Consider the following 18,609-nt stretch of genomic DNA (forward strand, 5'->3'; position numbering starts at 1 on the left):
GGAATGACAGTGACAGAAACGACATTTCAAGAACCCTCATGGCTCAGATTAGGCTTTTTCCTTGGCGTATTATTGCTTTGTGCCATTTGGGAAAACAAATTGCCTAGAAAAACACTGACCGCTTCGCGCAGGTTTCGCTGGGTCAATAACTTGTCATTGGTCGCTTTTAACAGCCTAGTTATTGCTTTAATCATGCCTATCGCCGCCTTTCAAGCTGCGGTCATAGCTCAGGAGCAACAGTGGGGGCTGCTCAATATTCTGTCCCTCCCCGCTTGGTTAAATATTTTTCTAACCGTCATTTTGCTTGATTTCGTCATTTACGCTCAGCATGTTGTCTTTCATCATGTAAAGCCGCTGTGGAAGATTCACCGAATGCATCACGCCGATCTCGACATAGACGTCACTACAGGCGCACGCTTTCATCCCTTCGAAATAATCATTTCAATGGGAGTAAAAATTGCAGCCGTGTTTATCTTAGGTGTTTCACCTATCGGAATTGTGGTATTTGAAATTGTGCTTAATGCGAGCGCGATGTTTAATCACAGTAATGCAAAACTGGCTTTATCCATAGACCAAAAACTGCGAAACGTCATCGTTACACCAGACATGCATCGCGTGCACCATTCAGTGATAGTAAAAGAGACCCACTCAAACTTTGGTTTTTTCCTTTCAGTTTGGGACCGCTTTTTTGGGACATACCGAGCTCAGCCTAAGTTGGGTCATGATGATGTTGTTATTGGTGTGCCGGAAATTAGAGACGAAGAAGAGCAAAGATTAGATAAGCTTTTAACGCAGCCCTTTCGCTACAATAAAGAGAAGAAGTAATGGTTGAAAAAATATTGTTGGATGAAGTATGTCAACAAAACGAATAGACCAAGCCTAAACCCCTGTTAAACACTACTTCATCCTCATGATGTGTAAGAACAGATTAGTTTTCTGCTAGCTGACGCTTTTTGTTTAACTGAGTAATACCAACAAATAAACCAACAACACCAAGCACTGCACATGCCAAAGCATTGGTGTTCATTACTTGCTGTGCCTCTATTGAGCTGTATAGAAAAGCAAGGCTGAAGAAAGTGGTGGCAAAGCTCAAACCTGTCAGTACGCTGAAACCAGCAAAACTGGCCAAGTCTTTAAAATCGTTCATAACGAGTCCCTGTTTACAATCCTTAATCGAGTGTTGTGAAAATAATAATTAACGAAATATTTGGCGCGATTGACTATGTTTTCGCGCATTCCATAACCAGATAGATACCCCAAATGAGAACCCTAAAAACAGTGTCTTCATTTGTAGGGCGACGTTGTTATCTAATATTTCTAATGTATAGTGAGCGTGGGAACTAAAGATAACATTGGTTATAAGAATCAATAACATAACGACTAGGCCAGAGCGGCGATGCTTGACCAATAGATACGCTGCTAATAAGTCCAATAGTCCCAAAGCGCTCCAATACATATTCAACCAGCGTGGCGCAAAATCGTAAGGTAAAAAGCCACCAACAATGTTGTCATAAAGATGAACCACTCCGCCAACTGTCATAAAAAGGCATAAGAGAAACACGACGAATTTATCCATTACCGTTTCCTTATCTGAATGAATGAGCAAAGCATATAGAAGTCACTTAAACATTTGTAATCCCATCGCCATTTTTGAGATCGACAGTGCCATTATCAACACGATGAGAACAGTAACGGCTGCTCTACCTTCTTTATTTAGCATAGTGTTTGCTTTGTCATTGTCCCAAATCCGCCAATGCAACGACAGAATCCTCCTTTAAATCACGCCTTGGTTTATCAACTCTCGTACCTTTTCCAGCCCGCGCTGAAACACAGTATGTGCATTCGCGGGAAGGCCGCTCTCGACATCGTGCCAGAAGAACGCGAAATCATGTCCACCATCGTCTTGCGTATGAAACAGCCATGAATTAGCGAGGTCAGCACACTCACACAAAACAAAATGCCATACTTGATTTTGAAAGCCACTGTCCCATGAGCATAAATATCGTGCGGAACGAACATGTGTGATACCAGACTCCTCAGCGAGCTCCCGCTTGGCCGCTATGATGTAACTTTCATCAAACACTTCAACAGTGCCCTTGACGAGCTGAACACCCGCCAACGGATGTTTAAAAAGTAGGATCTCTTGATTTTGATTACGTAGAACGACGGGGCAAACTTTATCGATCACAAAACCACTCCTTCTTATGGCTTTAGCTTTCTCTGGATATAAAAAAATCGCATGAAGCTGCATGATTCATTCCTTTGAATTCTGGCGACATTCTAGTCAACGAGTCCCTCGAACAAAGCATTAACATCACGTTGTGATAACTAAACCCTTTAGAAATGAACGAGATGAGATGTAACTCACTTTTGCGATGCAAATAGGAGCCATTAAATGAGTAGCCGTAACAAAAAAGCAGAACCTCGGTTCTGCTTTTAGTCGGTGGAAACATCTCATTTACTTGGTCTGATGAAGCTCATACTTGTGCAGCATTGCTTGCTGGTGCCCAGCAATTTCCGCCACTTGCTCAGAACTCTCAACCATAGACTCAAGCTGCAGCTTTGTGCGTTCGCCAAGATCAGAAATATGTGTGATGGATTGAGATACATCTGCCGTCGCTCGTTCTTGTTCTTCTGTAGCAACTGAGATTTGCCCAACACGTTCTTGAATGTGCTTAACCGCGAGGTTGATATCAGAGAATGTCGATTTCACTTCATTGCTGGACTGTAGCGCGTGGGTCATTTCTTCTCTTGAATCATTAACTGCTTGGCGCGAGCGCTCTGCGGCAGTAATAAGCTCGCTCATCATTTCTCGGATGTTCGTAGTTTGTTGAGAGGTATCACTTGCAAGTTTGCGAACTTCATCAGCGACAACCGCAAATCCACGCCCTTGCTCACCAGCACGGGCAGCCTCTATTGCCGCGTTGAGAGCAAGTAAGTTGGTGTTGTCCGCGATCCCACTGATCATATCCACCATTTCACGAATCTGTTTAACACGCTGGTCTAGCTCTAACATTGACTGTTCATTTACATCCAAAGAGCTTTCTAATGACTCCAAACGTTCGCGGTTTTGTTCCACGACTTGAACCCCTTTTTCAGTGTGTTGGGTTGCAAGGAGCGAGTCCTGTGAAGATGCATTTGTCACCATTGCTATTTCACGAATAGAGGCTTCAAGCTGCGTTATGGTCGTGATCATACTCGACAACGCTTCATTTTGTGTTGCCAACCCATCACTTGTTTGTTCGGCTGCACTGTGACTTACTTCTGCCGTCTGATAAAGCGTTTCACAATTGCGCGTCACCGTTTGAATGGAGTCATGTGTGGAATCGATTACTTGATTCAACTTTCGTGCTACTTCTTTCAGCTCATAGGGGCCAACTTCTTCTGCCTTGTCACGAAAATCATGTTCGGTAAGTGCTGAAAGACGCGTTAGTACATTCCTTAACCCTCGGTTTGTCCATGACTTGAGACTAAACCAAGTAACAAGAATAATAAAAGAAATCACACACGCCGCAAACACGAGCACAACGCTCACCGATTCAATGGTCTCGTTGACCACCCGCTCCTTTTCATCGATCAACTGACCAGCGGTTTGGGAGATTTGATCAAGTAACCGCATGGTTTCATCCGCAAGCATCGAAGCCTGTTTAAACTCTGAACGTTGCAATTCCCCTTGTTCTAGTTTGGCGAGGATCAAACGCAGCACGCCCTTTTCACTAAAGCCTTGTTTCACCATCTCATATGGTGCGGTTAAGCTTGCATATTCACTTACTTCAGGATGGAAAGATTGGAAGTCTTCATAGGCGAGTTTAATACCTGCTATGCGATTTCGCATTTCTCGGTATTCTTTTTCGGCTTTGTTTAATTCTGAGTGCATCATCATGACTAAGAACGTACTTTCCATTGAGCTTGCAGAAGCAATGAAACGGTTAGCGGCATCGCTCGACTCAGGATTATCAGCACTAAGGAACGAACTGATTCGATTCATTTCCGGGCCGATAGAGCTAAGCCCATAGCGAAAACCACCAACAGCGGCATCAATATCCATTTGAATTTGTATCACCGAAGATTGCTTCAACAAAATGGACTGCGTGATGTTATGTAAACGCGCTAGTTTGGTGTCTAACTCCTCCGAGAGTTGCTGAGCTACACCAGACGCTTTCACAACCAAAGTTGTGCTTTGAGTTGCAAGAGAGTCGATTTGCTCTTTTATGAGAGGCAACTCTTTCGGCTCAGTAATCTGCATACCATGGTTGAGTAGCTTAACCATCTCCAATACATTCCTGGTTAACTTTGCGTTTGCCATCGCGATTGGTAATGCTTTTTGCGACAAGTCTTCAAATTGTTCCCCTACCTGTTCCATTCCTTTGAAACTTGAGACAGAAAGGGCTATAACAAGAGCAATGATAGTTAAAAATGTTGCACTGACAGCCTGAATCAGTGAAAGTGATGTGCGTGAGCGTTTTCGCTTTGCCATAATCAATTTTTATTCTTTCTTAAGGTTGAATCGGTTCTGCAGTGATTCCGTCACATTTGTGAGACAAAACCGTGATTTGCAGCCCATACTATGGATTGGTTATGACACTAATATTTCAGTTGTGGGTCATAGAGATGACAGGTGGTGATTTGCGTCGAGTATATTTTCCTTTGATAATCAGTGTGCTACTAAGCGCCTGCTCTTCTGGGCCTGAGCCTAGTGAGCAAGCACAGGTGACAACACCTACAAATCAGCTATTGTCGGACAACCCTGACTTGTTCGACTTTTACACAGAGTGGCACGGCACGCCTTATCGCTTAGGCGGGACACAGAAATCTGGAATTGATTGCTCAGCATTTGTACAAAAAGCGTTTGTTGAGGCTTATCAGCTCTCGTTACCGAGGACAACTAGGCAGCAATCAAAGCAAGGTGTGGAGTTAAGTTGGACAGATGCCAAGCAAGGGGATCTAGTGTTTTTTAAAACAAGACGTACAACTTATCATGTCGGAATTTACTTGGGTAACAAGCAGTTCATGCATGCATCGACGTCTAGAGGTGTGATTATTTCAAGAATCGACAACCCATACTGGGCATCTAAGTTTTGGCAAATAAGAAGAGTTACAATGTAACTCCTCTCACTCTTTAACCGGACATTGCTGTAAGTTAAAACAATATCAGTCGTAAGTCGCAACAGCATTATCGAACAGATTTTTGACCAGAGCGATGTATTCATCAAGGAACGTGATCTGTTCATTGGTCGCTTTTTTATGCCATACCCCAGCCAATATCTCACCAAGATCTTCAACAACTGCATCAGCCTCTTTCAACAATTTGAAGCGTACGCTCGAGTGAAGTTCTGGATTTTGCTCAAAAATCGCCATGATGTTTGAAGCCACCATATCGGTGACAACATCTTCGATGCTTTCGGATCCAGTGTCGCCAATTTCGGTCGTAAAAATATCTAGATTTAGAGACAAGTGCTCGATAAGAGCGAGATATCCATCGGTTTCTAAAACCACTGTTTTTCTCCGTTTATTGCAAGCCTTCGAAGCTGAAAGCAGAATAGTTTCAATAGTAAGACATGCCGAGAAAATTTCATTAACTTATTTCATATTAACAAACATTCACGAACCAACTGGATGATTTTCAAACAATTGAGCTTTGCTTCACTGAATTCGGATACAGGGTTTCTTCAAACCTTTTTATATTTCAGCCATTTTCATGCAAACAGGTTTGGTTACGACCATTTTCTTTTGCACGATACAGCGCAGCATCGGCACTCTTTAACCATTGAGTGTGAGTTTCAAAATAAGGCTTATACTCGCAAACACCAATACTTATCGTGTAATTAATCAAAAAATCTTCCACTTTCACGATCTCTTGCTCAATTCTTTTGCGCAAACGCTCTGCGAAATAGCAAGCTTGCTCCTGGTTTGTGTGAGGAAGTAGTACGGTAAACTCTTCACCACCAAAACGACCGCAGATGTCACTGCTTCTTGCTGTTTTTCTCAACAAGGCAGAGGTTCGACGAATGACTTCGTCCCCTGTCGGGTGACCATAAGTATCATTCACCTTCTTAAAGTGGTCGATATCGAATATTACTAATGAGCATGGTCCGTCGATAACTTTTAAGTGAGCAAATTCATCTTTCAATGATTGCTCCCAATAAGCGCGATTAAATAAACCTGTTAAACCATCTTTGCGACTGATTTCCGACAAATGTTGATTTGTTTCTTTCAAATGAATGCGATTTCTCGCAGTTTCAGAAACATCATTGACTTGAATCGCTATGTGGCTGACCTCTCCTGAGAGCCCAATTAACGGCGTGATCACGATATCTTGATACATAAAATCACTGCTGTTTGAAACCGGAGAAAAATTGTTGAACTTAAAAAGATACGGTCGGTTTTCCCAGCTAGAAAAAGAACGAGTTTCCAGATCGGCGGCAGCTTTTATCTTGGTTTCTAGCCAAGTTCTTGGCAGCTCTTCAAAATGCTCAAATAAACATTCACCAAGAATTTCTTGTGATAGAATGCCACTGTATGACTGCATAAAACTGTTCCACACACACACTTTATACTCTTGATCCAAAACAATAAGCCCTGAATCCATCGTATCGAGAATTTGTGTGACCCAATGAAAGTCTGCTATGTCCAGCGTGATATCGGACATTAGATTAGCTCCATGATTTCATAGATTATTTCTACGGATGGCTTATCAATTAAAAACAGTACCTCGCACTCGAAATCGAGCGCTTCTGCCATGTAGGTGTATTCGATAGTAAAGAGCTCACCCAACTCGCCTTGCTCTTCACAATAAGGTGTTAAGGTATCCACAATGCCTGGCTGACGAAGTGAGAACTGCTTGTCGAGTTGATCGCCTAACGACGTGAGAAATGACGAAACCAGTAGGTTAGAGATATTCAAGATGATTTCATTATGAGGCGTAAACTCAAGGAGGTAACCTAATTTTTCCCCAATCTGATTGATATCCCTACCACGTAAGCACACCAGTGCCTCTCCGTGAATACCACCACCGACAAACCTCTGCGCTACCGCAACGGAACTGTCACGCCCAACCACATCAACCAGTGTCATATGAAGCTCGCCGTAGGACAAAGGTCCAACATGAGGAACAGGAAGTTGGATGAACTCATGTAAATGGTCGGCCATAATCGCAGCCCCTTTACCAAGGGCAATGTTCGCAATTTCACGGAATTTGGCTAGTAAGGAAAGCTCTTCGCAACCCTGGTTTTTAGAATCAACCGAATGACTAGGTTTGAACGCATAATGCAGCCCTAATTGTTCGTATAGTGGGAGCACCTGCTCTTCTGTCAGAGGCTTAGCGATAAAAGCTTGAGCACCAAGATCGAGACAGCGCTGTTTTGCCTCTTGTTGAACATCTCCAGAAATAATGACGATTTTGGTCGGGTACTGACTAACAGGTAATGATTCGAGGACCTCAAAACCATCCATTATGGGCATCGTTAAATCGAGAAACAAAATATCGATATTTTGCTCAGCAAGAATATTAAGCGCCTCATAACCATCTTGCGCTTCAATAAGATGCAATGATGTATCTTGTACGATAGAACGCGCAATAAGCTTTCTTGCAACAGCTGAGTCATCACATATCAGTATTTTCATGCCACCAATGGAACTAACGTCAAAAAAATCATAATACCTGTTGTAAACGTTCATCTCCATATGCTAAGCCAACAAATCAGAGGCTTATAAGCGATTTGATTCACATTTATACAAATTGACTACACTAAGAGGAAGGTTTCTTTACTAAGTATGCTCAACATAGCGCCAACTCCCTGCTATTTATCCTAAACTATTGGTGGTCAAATAGATTCGCGAGGTTTTGTATGTGGCAAGCAATATCGCAACAGCTTTCTGATACTTTATTGTTCGATTACCAGATCACGGAAAAAGTAAGACTGTCTGGTGGGGATATCAGTGAAAGCTACATGATCAATGATGGCGAGCAACGTTATTTTGTGAAAATTAACGATCGCGAGTTTTTGTCTAAATTTGAGGTAGAAGCTGAAAGCCTGCATCTTTTGCGTGAAACATCCACCCTATTTGTACCTGAGGTGGTATTGGTTGGTAAAACCAAAAATGCCTCATTCCTAATTCTTAACTACCTTCCAACGAAACCATTAGAAGATGGTCCCAACAGCTTTAAATTTGGGCAACAATTAGCTCACCTACACCAGTGGGGCGAGCAAAAAGAGTTTGGTTTTGATACCGACAACTATCTCGGTTCGACTCTACAGCCCAACAAATGGCACAAGAAATGGTGTGTATTCTTTGCTGAGCAACGTATAGGATGGCAATTACAGCTCCTTAAAGAAAAAGGCGTCACCTTGGTTGATATCGATGACTTTATCGATGTCGTAAAACAGCGGCTAGCAAACCATGCTCCGGAACCTTCTTTGTTGCATGGCGATTTATGGAATGGAAATGCGGCACTCACTGCATTCGGTCCTATCTGTTACGATCCTGCGTGCTATTGGGGGGACAGGGAGTGTGATATTGCGATGACGGAGCTTTTTGGTGGATTTCAACCAGAATTTTATCAAGGCTACGAATCGGTTATGCCACTTTCTTCAAGCTATGAAGAGCGTAAAGATATCTATAACCTTTACCATGTTCTCAACCATTGTAATTTGTTTGGCGGCCATTACTTGGAACAGGCTCAACTGGTTATTAATAAAATCATTTCTTATTAATTTGGAAGCCACTGCATATTTCAATATGTAAAATCTCGAGGCACATCACTACAGAAGATCACCCTAAGCTCAAGGTTGAGTTTGGGGTCAAGTTTTGTACTTATTTCGACTCAATTAGCAACAACTCGACCTAATATCAAAGGAGACTTAACTTTGGATTGTGCCTATTTTCCTTGTAGGCAAAGTAAGTAAAGGGCTGTACTTCCTTGATGAATAGTGTGTTTAAAAGCCCTGCGAGATTAGGAGTTGTTGTATGAAAAATTATACCGAAAGGTATGTAAAGTGCCCGCATTGCGGACACTCTATCGGCATTACATTGGATGCAAGTAATGGTGACCAAGAGTTTTATGATGATTGCCCAGCTTGTTGCCACGCTATCCACCTAAATATGCGAGTGGATGAGTTACAAGATAAGGTCGAACTAATTATCGATGACAATTACGAATAACAGCTCGAGCATGTGAACATCAGAAATATAAAAACGCTTAAATGAAAAAGGAGCATTATGCTCCTTTTTCTCATTCTAAAGCTGTTTTGCTGCAAGAACGCGCTCAACAGTATCAACAATTGCTTGAGTCTGAGGATCAAACTCAATATTAACACGCTCCCCTACTTGTCTCACTCCGAAAAGCGTTCGCTGCAAGGTTTCTGGAATTAGGTGTACCGAAAAACGACACGCTTCAACTTCACCAATAGTTAGCGAGCAGCCATCTAAACCAATGTAACCTTTCGCTAATACATATTTCATTGATTCTTGCGGCAGTTGAAACCAAATCGTGCGGTTATTGGGCGTATCGATGATATCGACAATATCTGCCGTCAAACTAATATGACCAGACATGCTATGCCCGCCTATTTCGTCACCAAACTTAGCCGCGCGCTCAATGTTTACGCTATCCCCTTCCACCAGCCGACCTAAATTAGTAAGAGCCAATGTCGCTTGCATTAAATCAAAACTGATAAGGTTGCCTTCGATCTTAGTCACAGTTAGACAACATCCGTTGTGTGCAACGGATGCACCAATTTCTAACCCTTTACAAAGTTCATCGCTTAACTCGACAACGTGCGTTTGAAAGCGTTCTTTTTTATCAATTTTAACGACCTTCGCCGTACCCTGAACTATTCCTGTAAACATTTCTTTTTACCTATTGATTTAATACCAACTGTAGTCGAAGACTAAGCTCTAAACACTGCGCTACAGGTCGGAAATAAAGACCGCAGACGATAAAGCCATGGCTTAATGAACACTGGTTTGTTCTCATGCATGCTTCAACATTACCATGATTCGCTGCTGTTCTCAGTAAAAGCGTATCCTTAGCGTGGAGAGCGTCCAGTCAGTGTTATCGACTATTCGCTACCTAGCTATGGAATATAAACATACAATTGTTTATCATTTGCGCGGAGTTTCTCCGAGGCATTTTTTCACCTTATCGTGACTAAAATCAACCATCAGATCCGTTCACCACATCTTTTGCCCTCGAGTACTCTCATTCTTTCAACTTATTGTTCCGCTCTGGAGTATTTTTCGTGCATCGCTATAAAGAAGAAGCATCAAGTCTTATCAAATTGGCGACCCCGGTATTGATCGCATCTGTCGCTCAAACTGGTATGGGGTTTGTTGATACCGTAATGGCTGGAGGCGTTAGCGCCACCGACATGGCTGCGGTTTCTGTCGCTTCAAGTATTTGGCTACCATCCATTTTGTTTGGGGTGGGTTTATTAATGGCATTGGTCCCTGTTGTCGCACAGTTAAATGGCTCTGGTCGTCGAGTGAAAATCCCGTTTGAAATTCAGCAAGGCGTCGTTTTGGCATTGCTGATCAGTGTGCCGATAATTGCAGTCCTGCTTCAAACCCAGTTTATTCTCGGGCTGATGGATGTTGAAGCACTGATGGCTGAAAAAACGGTGGGATACATTCATGCCGTTATATTAGCAGTACCCGCTTTTTTACTTTTCCAAACGCTTAGAAGCTTTACGGATGGTATGTCATTGACGAAACCGGCAATGGTTATTGGCTTTATCGGTTTGCTGCTCAACATTCCTCTAAACTGGATTTTCGTGTACGGCAAGTTTGGTGCACCTGAATTAGGCGGTGTTGGCTGTGGTGTAGCAACCACGATTGTTTACTGGGTCATGTTTGCCATGCTATTGCTGTATGTGATGACATCAGAGCGATTGAAAAGCATCAACCTATTTGGAGAATGGCATCGCCCACAATGGAAAGCGCAAGTTCGTCTATTCAAGCTCGGCTTTCCTGTTGCAGCAGCGCTGTTTTTTGAAGTGACACTGTTTGCTGTTGTTGCACTGCTCGTTTCACCACTGGGTCCTATCATTGTGGCAGCGCATCAAGTCGCGATTAACTTCTCCTCGTTGGTATTTATGCTACCAATGAGTATTGGTGCAGCAGTAAGCATTCGTGTCGGCCATCGACTTGGTGAAGAAAACGTAGATGGCGCGCGCGTAGCGTCACGAGTCGGCATTATGGTTGGTCTAGCTTTGTCCGTTCTCACAGCGATTTTAACCGTCTTGTCTCGCGAGTGGATCGCCGAGCTTTATACTAGCAACCCAGAGGTCATCACTCTGGCGATGCACCTGCTCGTGTTTGCCGCTGTTTATCAATGTACGGATGCGGTTCAAGTGATCGCAGCTGGTGCATTACGCGGCTATAAAGACATGCGAGCCATCTTCAACCGTACTTTTATTGCTTATTGGATTCTTGGCTTGCCAATTGGTTACGTCCTTGGCCGTACAGACTGGATTGTTGAGCCAATGGGAGCACAAGGCTTCTGGCTTGGTTTTATCATCGGCCTATCTTCTGCGGCCTTTATGTTAGGCGTCAGAATGCGTTGGATGCATCGCCAAGAGCCAGAAGTGCAATTGAACTTTTCAGTTCAATAAAAAGTAAAAAAAGCCAGCATCCGCTGGCTTTTTTGATCGAATAATCACACGGTTGAGTATACTTATAACAAGATTACGAAGCGGTTGATTTTGCTCTCTAGACAACGGATACGAAGTTATAAAAAAGGATATTTGTGCGGTCTATTTTATTGTTCTTAATCTTGATTCTTAATGGTTGTGATAACTGGTTCAATCCAGAGAACGCCATGTTTGATAAGTATCATCAACGTGTAGCCAATGTATTGGACGTTCCTGCTATTCCAATAACATTACAGTCTACGGTAACGATTCCTGCGAAACGCGTTTTGTTCAAGCCATTGCCAAGGCTATCTATTGGCCTGCTAGAGAGCTATCAATTACGACAGTGCGGACTCTTCAATTTACTTGCTGAGAAAAACTCGCAACTTGGAAAGGTGCAGGATGCCTTTCATGATTTTGATTATCAAACTACCCTTTTAAGAGTCATGCATCGATGTTTATCCGAATTTCCACTTAGCGATGAAGAACGCGCGACATTGACAGAGCTTTACTCAACCAAGTGGCAACATTTAGACATTCATCTCGACAACTTACTACTCGTAAGTGACGCCATGCAAAAGCAACTAACTGCCTCTGATTGGCTATCTCAAAATACGACGAATGATATTGCACGCATTAACGATGTCTATCGTATTTTCAGCGAAATGTATGATTTACCCCACCGCGCGGTCTCACGTCTACCCGATGTGGAAGTTACGCAATATCAAGAAGAGTTAGAGAAATCTCGTTTACTCGGACGACTTTACTATTCAATGGTAAACACATCCCTTTGGTTAAAAGCAACAACTCAGCTACTTGAGCAGAACCAGAGCAACGTATTGTGCGGGCCGAACAGAGACACCACCCAGTTCCGCTACTTAAGAAATGTCTTTCAATCCATTTACGTTGAAGAAGTGCAACCTTATTTGGCTTATTTAGACAGTACCTATCAACAACTTAATGATGGTGCCACTTTGGTGGAGAACCGTATGCAACTCCATGGTCACCAGTACGGCATCATTGAGGCACATAGGACATTTAGGCAAGAAACCCTAAACCACGTTCAGTTTTGGCAGGGTCTCTTCAAACGATGTGGCGTAACCGTTGGCAACTAGTAAGTGCAGAGCGTTCTATTCCTTCAACCTTTCACGCAAGAATCGAGCAAAACGTGGTTTACCAGTATGTGTAAAACCGTTATATCTAAATGTAATGGTTGAACCAATTTTCGGAGGCTGGCGACGCACTTCATCGGTAAATCCGCTACCGATGTAAAACTCAATGCCATTTGGTAAGCGAACTAACATTGCTCCCATCATACCTAATAAGCGCCCTGTTCCTGGCTTATAACCCACAACTAACGCTTCATCATCTGCGTATCGTTTTAGTTTAAGCAAATCACTACCGCGTCCAGCCTGATAGCGGCTTGATACCTTCCGCAACATCACCCCTTCACCGTCGGATATTGAAATTTTATCCAACTGTGTAAACAGATGAGCTTCATTTTGAATGGCTCGGTGCTCGACATATTTGATATGAGGCTGGTCGACTTCAAGCACTAAGGCTTTGATGTTGTAATAACGCTTCCGATAATCACCAGCGGAATATGGCATATCAAAGATCATAAAGTCGATATGTCGCCAAGCAGACTCTACAGGAGTTTTATCTAATACCGTTTGCTGAACAAGATGGAAGTTACCTCTCCCAGCCCAAAGTTCACCGTCCAACGGATAATCAGGCAAAGGTCCTGTAAACCAATCTGGGGCGTAGATTCGATTACCATTTCTCGTCACGAGATGTTGCCCAGTCCAATAAGCGCGAACACCATCAAGTTTTTCGCTATACCAATATTCAGACACATCAATGCCATCCTGATAGCTTTGTGCAAGAGAAACTGGTGGTGCGAGAGAAGTATCCGCTTGAGGCTGTGAAGACGCAGCCATAACAGCCAACGCAATTAATGTCATTTTTAATGGCATAAGAAGACCTTGTACAAAAAATCGCCTTTATTGAAACGTAAGTCCTCTCGATGACCTATTTATTACTAGTTATTCTTCGACTCATAACAATCAACATTAGTAATAATTTGCAAAGATAATCATAAACTTTATGACAGGTTTTGCATTTAGTCGTTACACGTTATTCACGTAAGGCGGATGGTTCGTCAATCGAGGTGGAATCTAATTATGATGCCCCCCGCTCTAACGACTTCTTTCGGCTCAACACCTCTTATAAGCAAACCATTTCTGTGTGCGTTTTTGATTCTCAATTTGAGAATCAGTCCTTTCTCAAATTGAACAATATCATTAACAATATTTAACTATTTGATTTTTAATTAATTTCAAATTGGCACGTTACCTGCTCTATATCCAATTAGAAAAACAAACGGAGACAGAGTCATGGAATTACGCAAACTAGAAATCAATCAAGACAAGTTAGCCATTGAGTTTTTTGGTGACTTAGACGCAAGTGGCTGTCGACAAGCACAACATCACATTGATGAAGTAATTCACAACAATCATCACAAAGAAGTCGAAATTAACCTACAGCACGTCCAATTTCTTGATTCTTCAGGGATTGGTGCCATTGTTTACTTATATAAGCGTCTAGTTGAACGTGAAAGAAGCATGAGTATTGAAAACGTATCAGGCCAACCTTTAGAAATCATGAGCTTGCTTCGTATCAACCATGCCATTCCCGTTAACTCAAAAGGACACTAAAAATACCGGTTTAAACGGAGGTTGGCATGGTAAATCTTATACGACGATATGCAGTAAGCGGTCTTGTTGTCGGCATGTTTGGTTGTTCGTCGTTTGACTACCCAGAACACGGGAAAGGTGGCTTGGCGGAAAGCTATCAAGATATCTCGATCGAGAATTATCAGTTTTCCCCAGTGATGCCTGACGAGCCTTTAGGTCCAGAACATGGGTTAAGGTTTGATTGGCAACTGACCAAGTTACATCTAGACGCACTAATCCAAGAGGGCGCGCGCTGGTGTTTTCCTGCGGCAGTTGTTCAGGCCCTTGAAAAACAAAATAGAATTGCGCGCGAGTTAGAAGGTGGGCTTTTACTCGACGCTGTCAACGACCTTGTGATTCAGCGTCGACGCTTAAACCAGCTCGAACAACAACTCGACTACGTACTGAGCCAAACCACTTGCACACCGCCCGATGATATTGAAGCTCTACGTAGCGACCTAAACATAGTCTCGGATATCTATGCACTACTTAATATCGACAACCAGTTTGCTGTCGATTCAGCAGAAATCAACCCGAAGTACATGGGACATTTGGCAGAAGCAGCCTACATTTTACGTGACCACCCCAACCTATCTCTTGTAGTAACGGGGCATGCGGATGCAACTGGAACACCCGATTACAACCAGAAACTTGCTCAAGCGCGTGCGGAACAAGTAAAGCGTTACCTAACCGTATTTGGTATCACTTCAGAGAGAGTCACTACCAAATCTGTCGGAGATAACCTGCCACTCTATGAAGGTGAAACATCCGCCGTGCGTTTAACTAATCGTCGAGTAAGCATCGAGGTTATTAGCCCTAATTCAGATAGCGATAGCTCAATAAACCGCAACCCAACGGCAGGAGGCGCGCTATGAACACGATGAAACCATTTATCCTCTTAATGTTGTTGTGTCTGGTCGCGTGGGTACCTTCTTCCATAGCGGATGAGAGCAATACTGTTAAGGTCGGTGATTTAATACAGATTAACTTACCTGGAGAGGCGTCGTTAAACCAAGGGTTTCAGGTTGATCGTCGTGGACGAATTAATTTACCAGAAGTCGGCCCTGTATTAGTGGCCGGCTACAATGAAAAACAACTCCAAGACGTGATTATCGACAGGCTAAAGACCGTGTATCGTGACGTTAACAACGCTCGAGTTTTTATTAAACAGCAACAGTTGTTAGTGTCCGTTCAAGGCTACGTGGTCAAACCCGGTGAATATACCTTACCTTCTGGGTCCAACATTCAAATGTTTGTGTACGAAGCTGGCGGCCTGCGCGCTGGGGCTCAGCTTGATAAAATGATCGTGAAACGTGGAAATAAAAACATTGAATTTGACTACAAACGCTTCCTTGATACGGGTGACAATAGCCAGCTGCCAAAACTAGAATCACTGGATGTCTTATTTGTCCCCGCTTCCCCACTCGTAGGGAATATTGAGCAAGAGTTTGATGCAGCAAAACTCGCGAATTCAGGTGACAGCGCAGATTCCGCTCGTGCAATCAAAGTCTTTGGTGAAGTCAACGCACCTGGCTCGTTCTCATACAAGCCAAACACCACGCTAGTTGATGTCGTAATGCGAGCTGGCGGCGTGACACGATATGCCAGTGTTGAGCAAATTCGCGTGATAACAAACAATAACCCAACCATGTTTAACCTGAAAAAGTACCTTGATACTGGAGACCAAAGCCTACTGCCAGAGATCCTGCCAGGTGCCACCATCTTTGTCCCAAAACAGGAAGAAGAAATCAAAGCAGGTGCAAATGTGGTTTACGTGATGGGTGAAGTCGCCCATCCTGGGGCATACGAAGGCAAGCAAGGCGCTAGCTTCATGGATATCCTCGCCAACGCTGGCGGGCCCACTCGCTACGCAGAATCTCGCCAAATTCGCGTTATAAAATCCGATGGCAAAGTCATCAAATTCGATCTTACCGCGCATACAGAAGGACTATCTTCAGCCAGACCACCAAATGTTGGACCAGGAGACGCGATTTTCGTACCGGAGAAAACCGATTTCAATGAGAAGTCTTGGTTAAAAGTAGCACCTAGTCGAGCGGTCGCAGTGATGGGAGAAGTTGTTCGCCCTGGACGCATCGAGTGGTCAGACGAAATGGATTTGATTGATCTGCTTGCACACGTTGGAGGCCCAACTCGACGAGCTGATACCACCAAAATTGAAGTCGCCAATAACGGTCAAATGACACAATTTGACTTAGACCAATACATTCTGGATGGCTCACCAACATCAAGCCTACCTCAAGTTTCCGCTGGTACAGTCGTAAGGGTACATGCATTGCCTGACGACCCATCCGATAATAAATCGCAATGGGTAAGCCAAAGCTCTGACGCATCGATATACGTTTTCGGGCAAATCAATGCACCTGGGCGCTATCGTTTCACTGAAGATATGCATTTTCTGGATATTTTGTCTGCCGCCGATGGACCGACAATGGATGCAGATATTCACAACATCCGTGTCACACACCGAGGCCTAGGTTATGCCAAAGTGAGTAAATTGAATTTATCGATGTACTTTGAAACAGGTGATGAATCAATTCTGCCCCACGTTCGTCCTGGTGATACCATTTACATTCCAGAAAAAAACAAAAACTGGTTAGATCGTTCAAAAGAGTCCACGGTACGCGTATTAGGTGAAGTAAGAGACCCAGGGCGATACGTATTCAATGACAACATGACTGTGCTTGATCTGTTAGCGGAAGCAGGAGGACCAACTGACAATGCCTACCTTGAAAAGATCAGTGTGGTCAATATGTCTTGCTGCCAGGGCCAAGCCCGAACATTTGATTTGGTGAACTTTAGTAAAACAGCCAACATTTATGAGCTGCCAGTCATTCGCGCAGGCGACACGATTTACATTCCCCATAAAGACGAAAGCTTTGTTGAAAAAGCGAGGGCCGGATTAAGAGATATTTTACAAATCACCACAACCATCGTGTTAATAGGAGCGTTGTAATGACTATTCCTGCAACTCACGCTGAGATTGAGCAAATTTATCTTCAGAGTGAACAGAAAGGCCACAAAACGATTTGTGTTGTGGGTTGTAAATCTGAAGATGGTGTCACTTCCGTGGCTTCATCTCTTGCAGAGCGCTTGGTTTTAGCAGGCCACAATACTTTGTATGTAGACCTTAACTTATTCAAACCCGCTTATCACACTGTTCACGAATTTGATGATGACGAGAAGGTTGGCCATTTGATCACACGAGAGAATACACACCAAACTTTAGTCGGCCTCCCTGCTCCGTCTCTCGCCAGTACTCAGTTAGCGTACCGAGACCCAACAACGCTGAAACAAAACATTGCACAATGGTTAACGCAGTACGAGCGCGTCGTGATAGATACATCACCACTTCTTAGTGTCAACCGAAGCAATATTGCGCCTCAAGTGATTGCTGGCGTATGTGATGCTACTTTGTTAGTAGCGCATTATGGCTCTACGACTGCAACCCAGCTCGAGCAAGCCAAAAAGCTACTCGATGCTAGCGATGCGAACTTGATTGGTTCTGTACTGAACATGAAGCACACTCCAAGCCTGAAAGATGAGTTAATCCGCCAAGTTTCCAAGCTGCGTTTCTTACCAAAAAAGTGGAAAGAAAAACTGTCTCAGCAAATTAAAAAAAGCGAACTGTTTATGTTATAGGGAGCGCTATTATGACGATAAATAATACATTGACTATCGAGCAAGAATTAGTGGATGAGCATATTCTTCAGCAAATGATCAAAGATACGTGCGCCGAAATCATCCCTACCTTGATTGATCACTATGTCGAAGAGTCACGCGATCGCATGGAGAAAATAGAGCAAGCATTAAGCACAAAAGACCTTCAAACATTAGAGTTCGAGGTTCACACACTGGGCAGTTCTGCTCTCGCTCTAGGCAATCGAACGCTTTCAAGACAAGCAAGAATGATTGAGAAGTACTGTGTCGAAGGAAAAATACCAAAAGCATTGGAGCTTTGTGAAACACTTCCTCAACTCGCCAATGAATCGTTTGATGCGTTAGAAAAGCGAAAAGCTCAAGGGTTTGAGTAGTATCAGTGTCTTACTCCCTAGCGAAGCATCGCGTTTGATAAAGCGCGATGCCGACATCATCTCAGAAATTTAGGCTCCAAATTCAGTCACCCTCGCCAAGCCACACACCTTGAAATTATTTGGGTATAACTTAATCAATTAAAAAGTATGGATTTTTCGCAAATTTCCTACCTTGTGCTAATACTTAAATAA

Annotated in this window: 20 protein-coding genes; 11 read left to right on the forward strand and 9 right to left on the reverse strand. The window is 43.3% G+C overall.

Annotated elements, in window-relative coordinates:
• Nucleotides 1-9 precede the first annotated feature (9 nt).
• The gene (locus tag R7R24_RS10170) at nucleotides 10-825 is read left to right on the forward strand and encodes a sterol desaturase family protein (protein WP_031781345.1); all 816 of its coding nucleotides are present in this window, start codon (nucleotides 10-12) and stop codon (nucleotides 823-825) included.
• Nucleotides 826-928: 103 nt separating this feature from the next.
• Here R7R24_RS10170 and R7R24_RS10175 read toward each other — a convergent pair whose 3' ends face one another.
• The 4 genes from R7R24_RS10175 to R7R24_RS10190 form a co-directional block, all read right to left on the reverse strand.
• Nucleotides 929-1,147: a hypothetical protein gene (locus R7R24_RS10175; protein WP_005389537.1), complete on the reverse strand. Its 219-nt coding sequence runs from the start codon at nucleotides 1,145-1,147 to the stop codon at nucleotides 929-931.
• Nucleotides 1,148-1,195: 48 nt separating this feature from the next.
• Nucleotides 1,196-1,576 carry a hypothetical protein gene (locus R7R24_RS10180; RefSeq protein ID WP_005377611.1) on the reverse strand — a complete coding sequence of 127 codons (381 nt, stop codon included), beginning with the start codon at nucleotides 1,574-1,576 and terminating at the stop codon, nucleotides 1,196-1,198.
• Nucleotides 1,577-1,774: 198 nt separating this feature from the next.
• A complete protein-coding gene (locus tag R7R24_RS10185) occupies nucleotides 1,775-2,188 on the reverse strand; it encodes an NUDIX hydrolase (RefSeq protein ID WP_053307087.1) in 414 nt (137 codons plus the stop codon).
• Between the two features lie 270 nt (nucleotides 2,189-2,458).
• Nucleotides 2,459-4,477 carry a methyl-accepting chemotaxis protein gene (locus tag R7R24_RS10190; protein ID WP_206946890.1) on the reverse strand — a complete coding sequence of 673 codons (2,019 nt, stop codon included), beginning with the start codon at nucleotides 4,475-4,477 and terminating at the stop codon, nucleotides 2,459-2,461.
• A gap of 134 nt (nucleotides 4,478-4,611) precedes the next feature.
• Here R7R24_RS10190 and R7R24_RS10195 point away from each other — a divergent pair, with 134 nt between their 5' ends.
• Nucleotides 4,612-5,106, forward strand: a complete 495-nt coding sequence (locus R7R24_RS10195) for an NlpC/P60 family protein (protein WP_054579488.1) — start codon at nucleotides 4,612-4,614, stop codon at nucleotides 5,104-5,106.
• Nucleotides 5,107-5,151: 45 nt separating this feature from the next.
• On the opposite strand, the gene R7R24_RS10200 is transcribed toward R7R24_RS10195, so the two are convergent.
• The 3 genes from R7R24_RS10200 to R7R24_RS10210 form a co-directional block, all read right to left on the reverse strand.
• Entirely contained in the window at nucleotides 5,152-5,496 is a 345-nt protein-coding gene (locus R7R24_RS10200) for a DUF3802 family protein (RefSeq protein ID WP_005377620.1), read from the reverse strand.
• A 190-nt stretch (nucleotides 5,497-5,686) separates the two neighbouring features.
• Nucleotides 5,687-6,649 (reverse strand): GGDEF domain-containing protein, encoded by a 963-nt coding sequence (locus R7R24_RS10205; protein ID WP_005377621.1) that lies wholly within the window; start codon nucleotides 6,647-6,649, stop codon nucleotides 5,687-5,689.
• Nucleotides 6,649-7,623, reverse strand: coding sequence for a response regulator (locus R7R24_RS10210; RefSeq protein WP_021033872.1), 975 nt, complete (start codon nucleotides 7,621-7,623; stop codon nucleotides 6,649-6,651). Before R7R24_RS10210 ends, R7R24_RS10205 begins: the two co-directional genes overlap by 1 nt.
• 224 nt (nucleotides 7,624-7,847) lie before the next feature.
• Here R7R24_RS10210 and R7R24_RS10215 point away from each other — a divergent pair, with 224 nt between their 5' ends.
• Both R7R24_RS10215 and R7R24_RS10220 read left to right on the forward strand, forming a co-directional pair.
• Nucleotides 7,848-8,714 (forward strand): fructosamine kinase family protein, encoded by an 867-nt coding sequence (locus R7R24_RS10215; RefSeq protein ID WP_005377623.1) that lies wholly within the window; start codon nucleotides 7,848-7,850, stop codon nucleotides 8,712-8,714.
• Between the two features lie 253 nt (nucleotides 8,715-8,967).
• Nucleotides 8,968-9,162 carry a CPXCG motif-containing cysteine-rich protein gene (locus tag R7R24_RS10220; protein ID WP_005377624.1) on the forward strand — a complete coding sequence of 65 codons (195 nt, stop codon included), beginning with the start codon at nucleotides 8,968-8,970 and terminating at the stop codon, nucleotides 9,160-9,162.
• Nucleotides 9,163-9,237: 75 nt separating this feature from the next.
• On the opposite strand, the gene R7R24_RS10225 is transcribed toward R7R24_RS10220, so the two are convergent.
• Nucleotides 9,238-9,849 carry a riboflavin synthase gene (locus R7R24_RS10225; protein ID WP_005377625.1) on the reverse strand — a complete coding sequence of 204 codons (612 nt, stop codon included), beginning with the start codon at nucleotides 9,847-9,849 and terminating at the stop codon, nucleotides 9,238-9,240.
• A 392-nt stretch (nucleotides 9,850-10,241) separates the two neighbouring features.
• Here R7R24_RS10225 and R7R24_RS10230 point away from each other — a divergent pair, with 392 nt between their 5' ends.
• The gene (locus R7R24_RS10230; RefSeq protein WP_005377626.1) at nucleotides 10,242-11,612 is read left to right on the forward strand and encodes an MATE family efflux transporter; all 1,371 of its coding nucleotides are present in this window, start codon (nucleotides 10,242-10,244) and stop codon (nucleotides 11,610-11,612) included.
• Between the two features lie 134 nt (nucleotides 11,613-11,746).
• Nucleotides 11,747-12,745 (forward strand): DUF3080 domain-containing protein, encoded by a 999-nt coding sequence (locus tag R7R24_RS10235; RefSeq protein WP_206946892.1) that lies wholly within the window; start codon nucleotides 11,747-11,749, stop codon nucleotides 12,743-12,745.
• Nucleotides 12,746-12,760: 15 nt separating this feature from the next.
• Here R7R24_RS10235 and R7R24_RS10240 read toward each other — a convergent pair whose 3' ends face one another.
• Nucleotides 12,761-13,606 carry a DNA ligase gene (locus R7R24_RS10240; protein ID WP_191116136.1) on the reverse strand — a complete coding sequence of 282 codons (846 nt, stop codon included), beginning with the start codon at nucleotides 13,604-13,606 and terminating at the stop codon, nucleotides 12,761-12,763.
• A gap of 420 nt (nucleotides 13,607-14,026) precedes the next feature.
• Here R7R24_RS10240 and R7R24_RS10245 point away from each other — a divergent pair, with 420 nt between their 5' ends.
• From R7R24_RS10245 to R7R24_RS10265, 5 genes are read left to right on the forward strand one after another with little or no spacing between them, the layout of a single operon-like run.
• Nucleotides 14,027-14,347 (forward strand): STAS domain-containing protein, encoded by a 321-nt coding sequence (locus R7R24_RS10245; protein WP_017634929.1) that lies wholly within the window; start codon nucleotides 14,027-14,029, stop codon nucleotides 14,345-14,347.
• A 26-nt stretch (nucleotides 14,348-14,373) separates the two neighbouring features.
• Nucleotides 14,374-15,240 carry an OmpA family protein gene (locus tag R7R24_RS10250; protein ID WP_191116135.1) on the forward strand — a complete coding sequence of 289 codons (867 nt, stop codon included), beginning with the start codon at nucleotides 14,374-14,376 and terminating at the stop codon, nucleotides 15,238-15,240.
• On the forward strand, nucleotides 15,237-17,339 hold the full coding sequence (locus R7R24_RS10255) for an SLBB domain-containing protein (RefSeq protein ID WP_033905259.1): 2,103 nt from the start codon (nucleotides 15,237-15,239) through the stop codon (nucleotides 17,337-17,339). The genes R7R24_RS10250 and R7R24_RS10255 overlap by 4 nt, the downstream gene beginning before the upstream one ends.
• Nucleotides 17,339-18,025, forward strand: coding sequence for an AAA family ATPase (locus tag R7R24_RS10260; protein ID WP_005377635.1), 687 nt, complete (start codon nucleotides 17,339-17,341; stop codon nucleotides 18,023-18,025). Before R7R24_RS10255 ends, R7R24_RS10260 begins: the two co-directional genes overlap by 1 nt.
• Before the next feature lie 11 nt (nucleotides 18,026-18,036).
• Nucleotides 18,037-18,417: an Hpt domain-containing protein gene (locus R7R24_RS10265; protein ID WP_005377636.1), complete on the forward strand. Its 381-nt coding sequence runs from the start codon at nucleotides 18,037-18,039 to the stop codon at nucleotides 18,415-18,417.
• Nucleotides 18,418-18,609 lie beyond the last annotated feature (192 nt).

The sequence above is a fragment of the Vibrio sp. 704 genome, assembly GCF_033339295.1.

Coding starts and splice junctions, on each gene's coding strand:
- R7R24_RS10250 (WP_191116135.1), top strand. CDS start 14,374: ATGGTAAATCTTATACGACGATATGCAGTAAGCGGTCTTGTTGTCGGC.
- R7R24_RS10255 (WP_033905259.1), top strand. CDS start 15,237: ATGAACACGATGAAACCATTTATCCTCTTAATGTTGTTGTGTCTGGTC.
- R7R24_RS10265 (WP_005377636.1), top strand. CDS start 18,037: ATGACGATAAATAATACATTGACTATCGAGCAAGAATTAGTGGATGAG.
- R7R24_RS10180 (WP_005377611.1), bottom strand. CDS start 1,576: ATGGATAAATTCGTCGTGTTTCTCTTATGCCTTTTTATGACAGTTGGC.
- R7R24_RS10205 (WP_005377621.1), bottom strand. CDS start 6,649: ATGTCCGATATCACGCTGGACATAGCAGACTTTCATTGGGTCACACAA.
- R7R24_RS10240 (WP_191116136.1), bottom strand. CDS start 13,606: ATGCCATTAAAAATGACATTAATTGCGTTGGCTGTTATGGCTGCGTCT.
- R7R24_RS10260 (WP_005377635.1), top strand. CDS start 17,339: ATGACTATTCCTGCAACTCACGCTGAGATTGAGCAAATTTATCTTCAG.
- R7R24_RS10225 (WP_005377625.1), bottom strand. CDS start 9,849: ATGTTTACAGGAATAGTTCAGGGTACGGCGAAGGTCGTTAAAATTGAT.
- R7R24_RS10190 (WP_206946890.1), bottom strand. CDS start 4,477: ATGGCAAAGCGAAAACGCTCACGCACATCACTTTCACTGATTCAGGCT.
- R7R24_RS10195 (WP_054579488.1), top strand. CDS start 4,612: ATGACAGGTGGTGATTTGCGTCGAGTATATTTTCCTTTGATAATCAGT.
- R7R24_RS10215 (WP_005377623.1), top strand. CDS start 7,848: ATGTGGCAAGCAATATCGCAACAGCTTTCTGATACTTTATTGTTCGAT.
- R7R24_RS10245 (WP_017634929.1), top strand. CDS start 14,027: ATGGAATTACGCAAACTAGAAATCAATCAAGACAAGTTAGCCATTGAG.
- R7R24_RS10220 (WP_005377624.1), top strand. CDS start 8,968: ATGAAAAATTATACCGAAAGGTATGTAAAGTGCCCGCATTGCGGACAC.
- R7R24_RS10210 (WP_021033872.1), bottom strand. CDS start 7,623: ATGAAAATACTGATATGTGATGACTCAGCTGTTGCAAGAAAGCTTATT.
- R7R24_RS10175 (WP_005389537.1), bottom strand. CDS start 1,147: ATGAACGATTTTAAAGACTTGGCCAGTTTTGCTGGTTTCAGCGTACTG.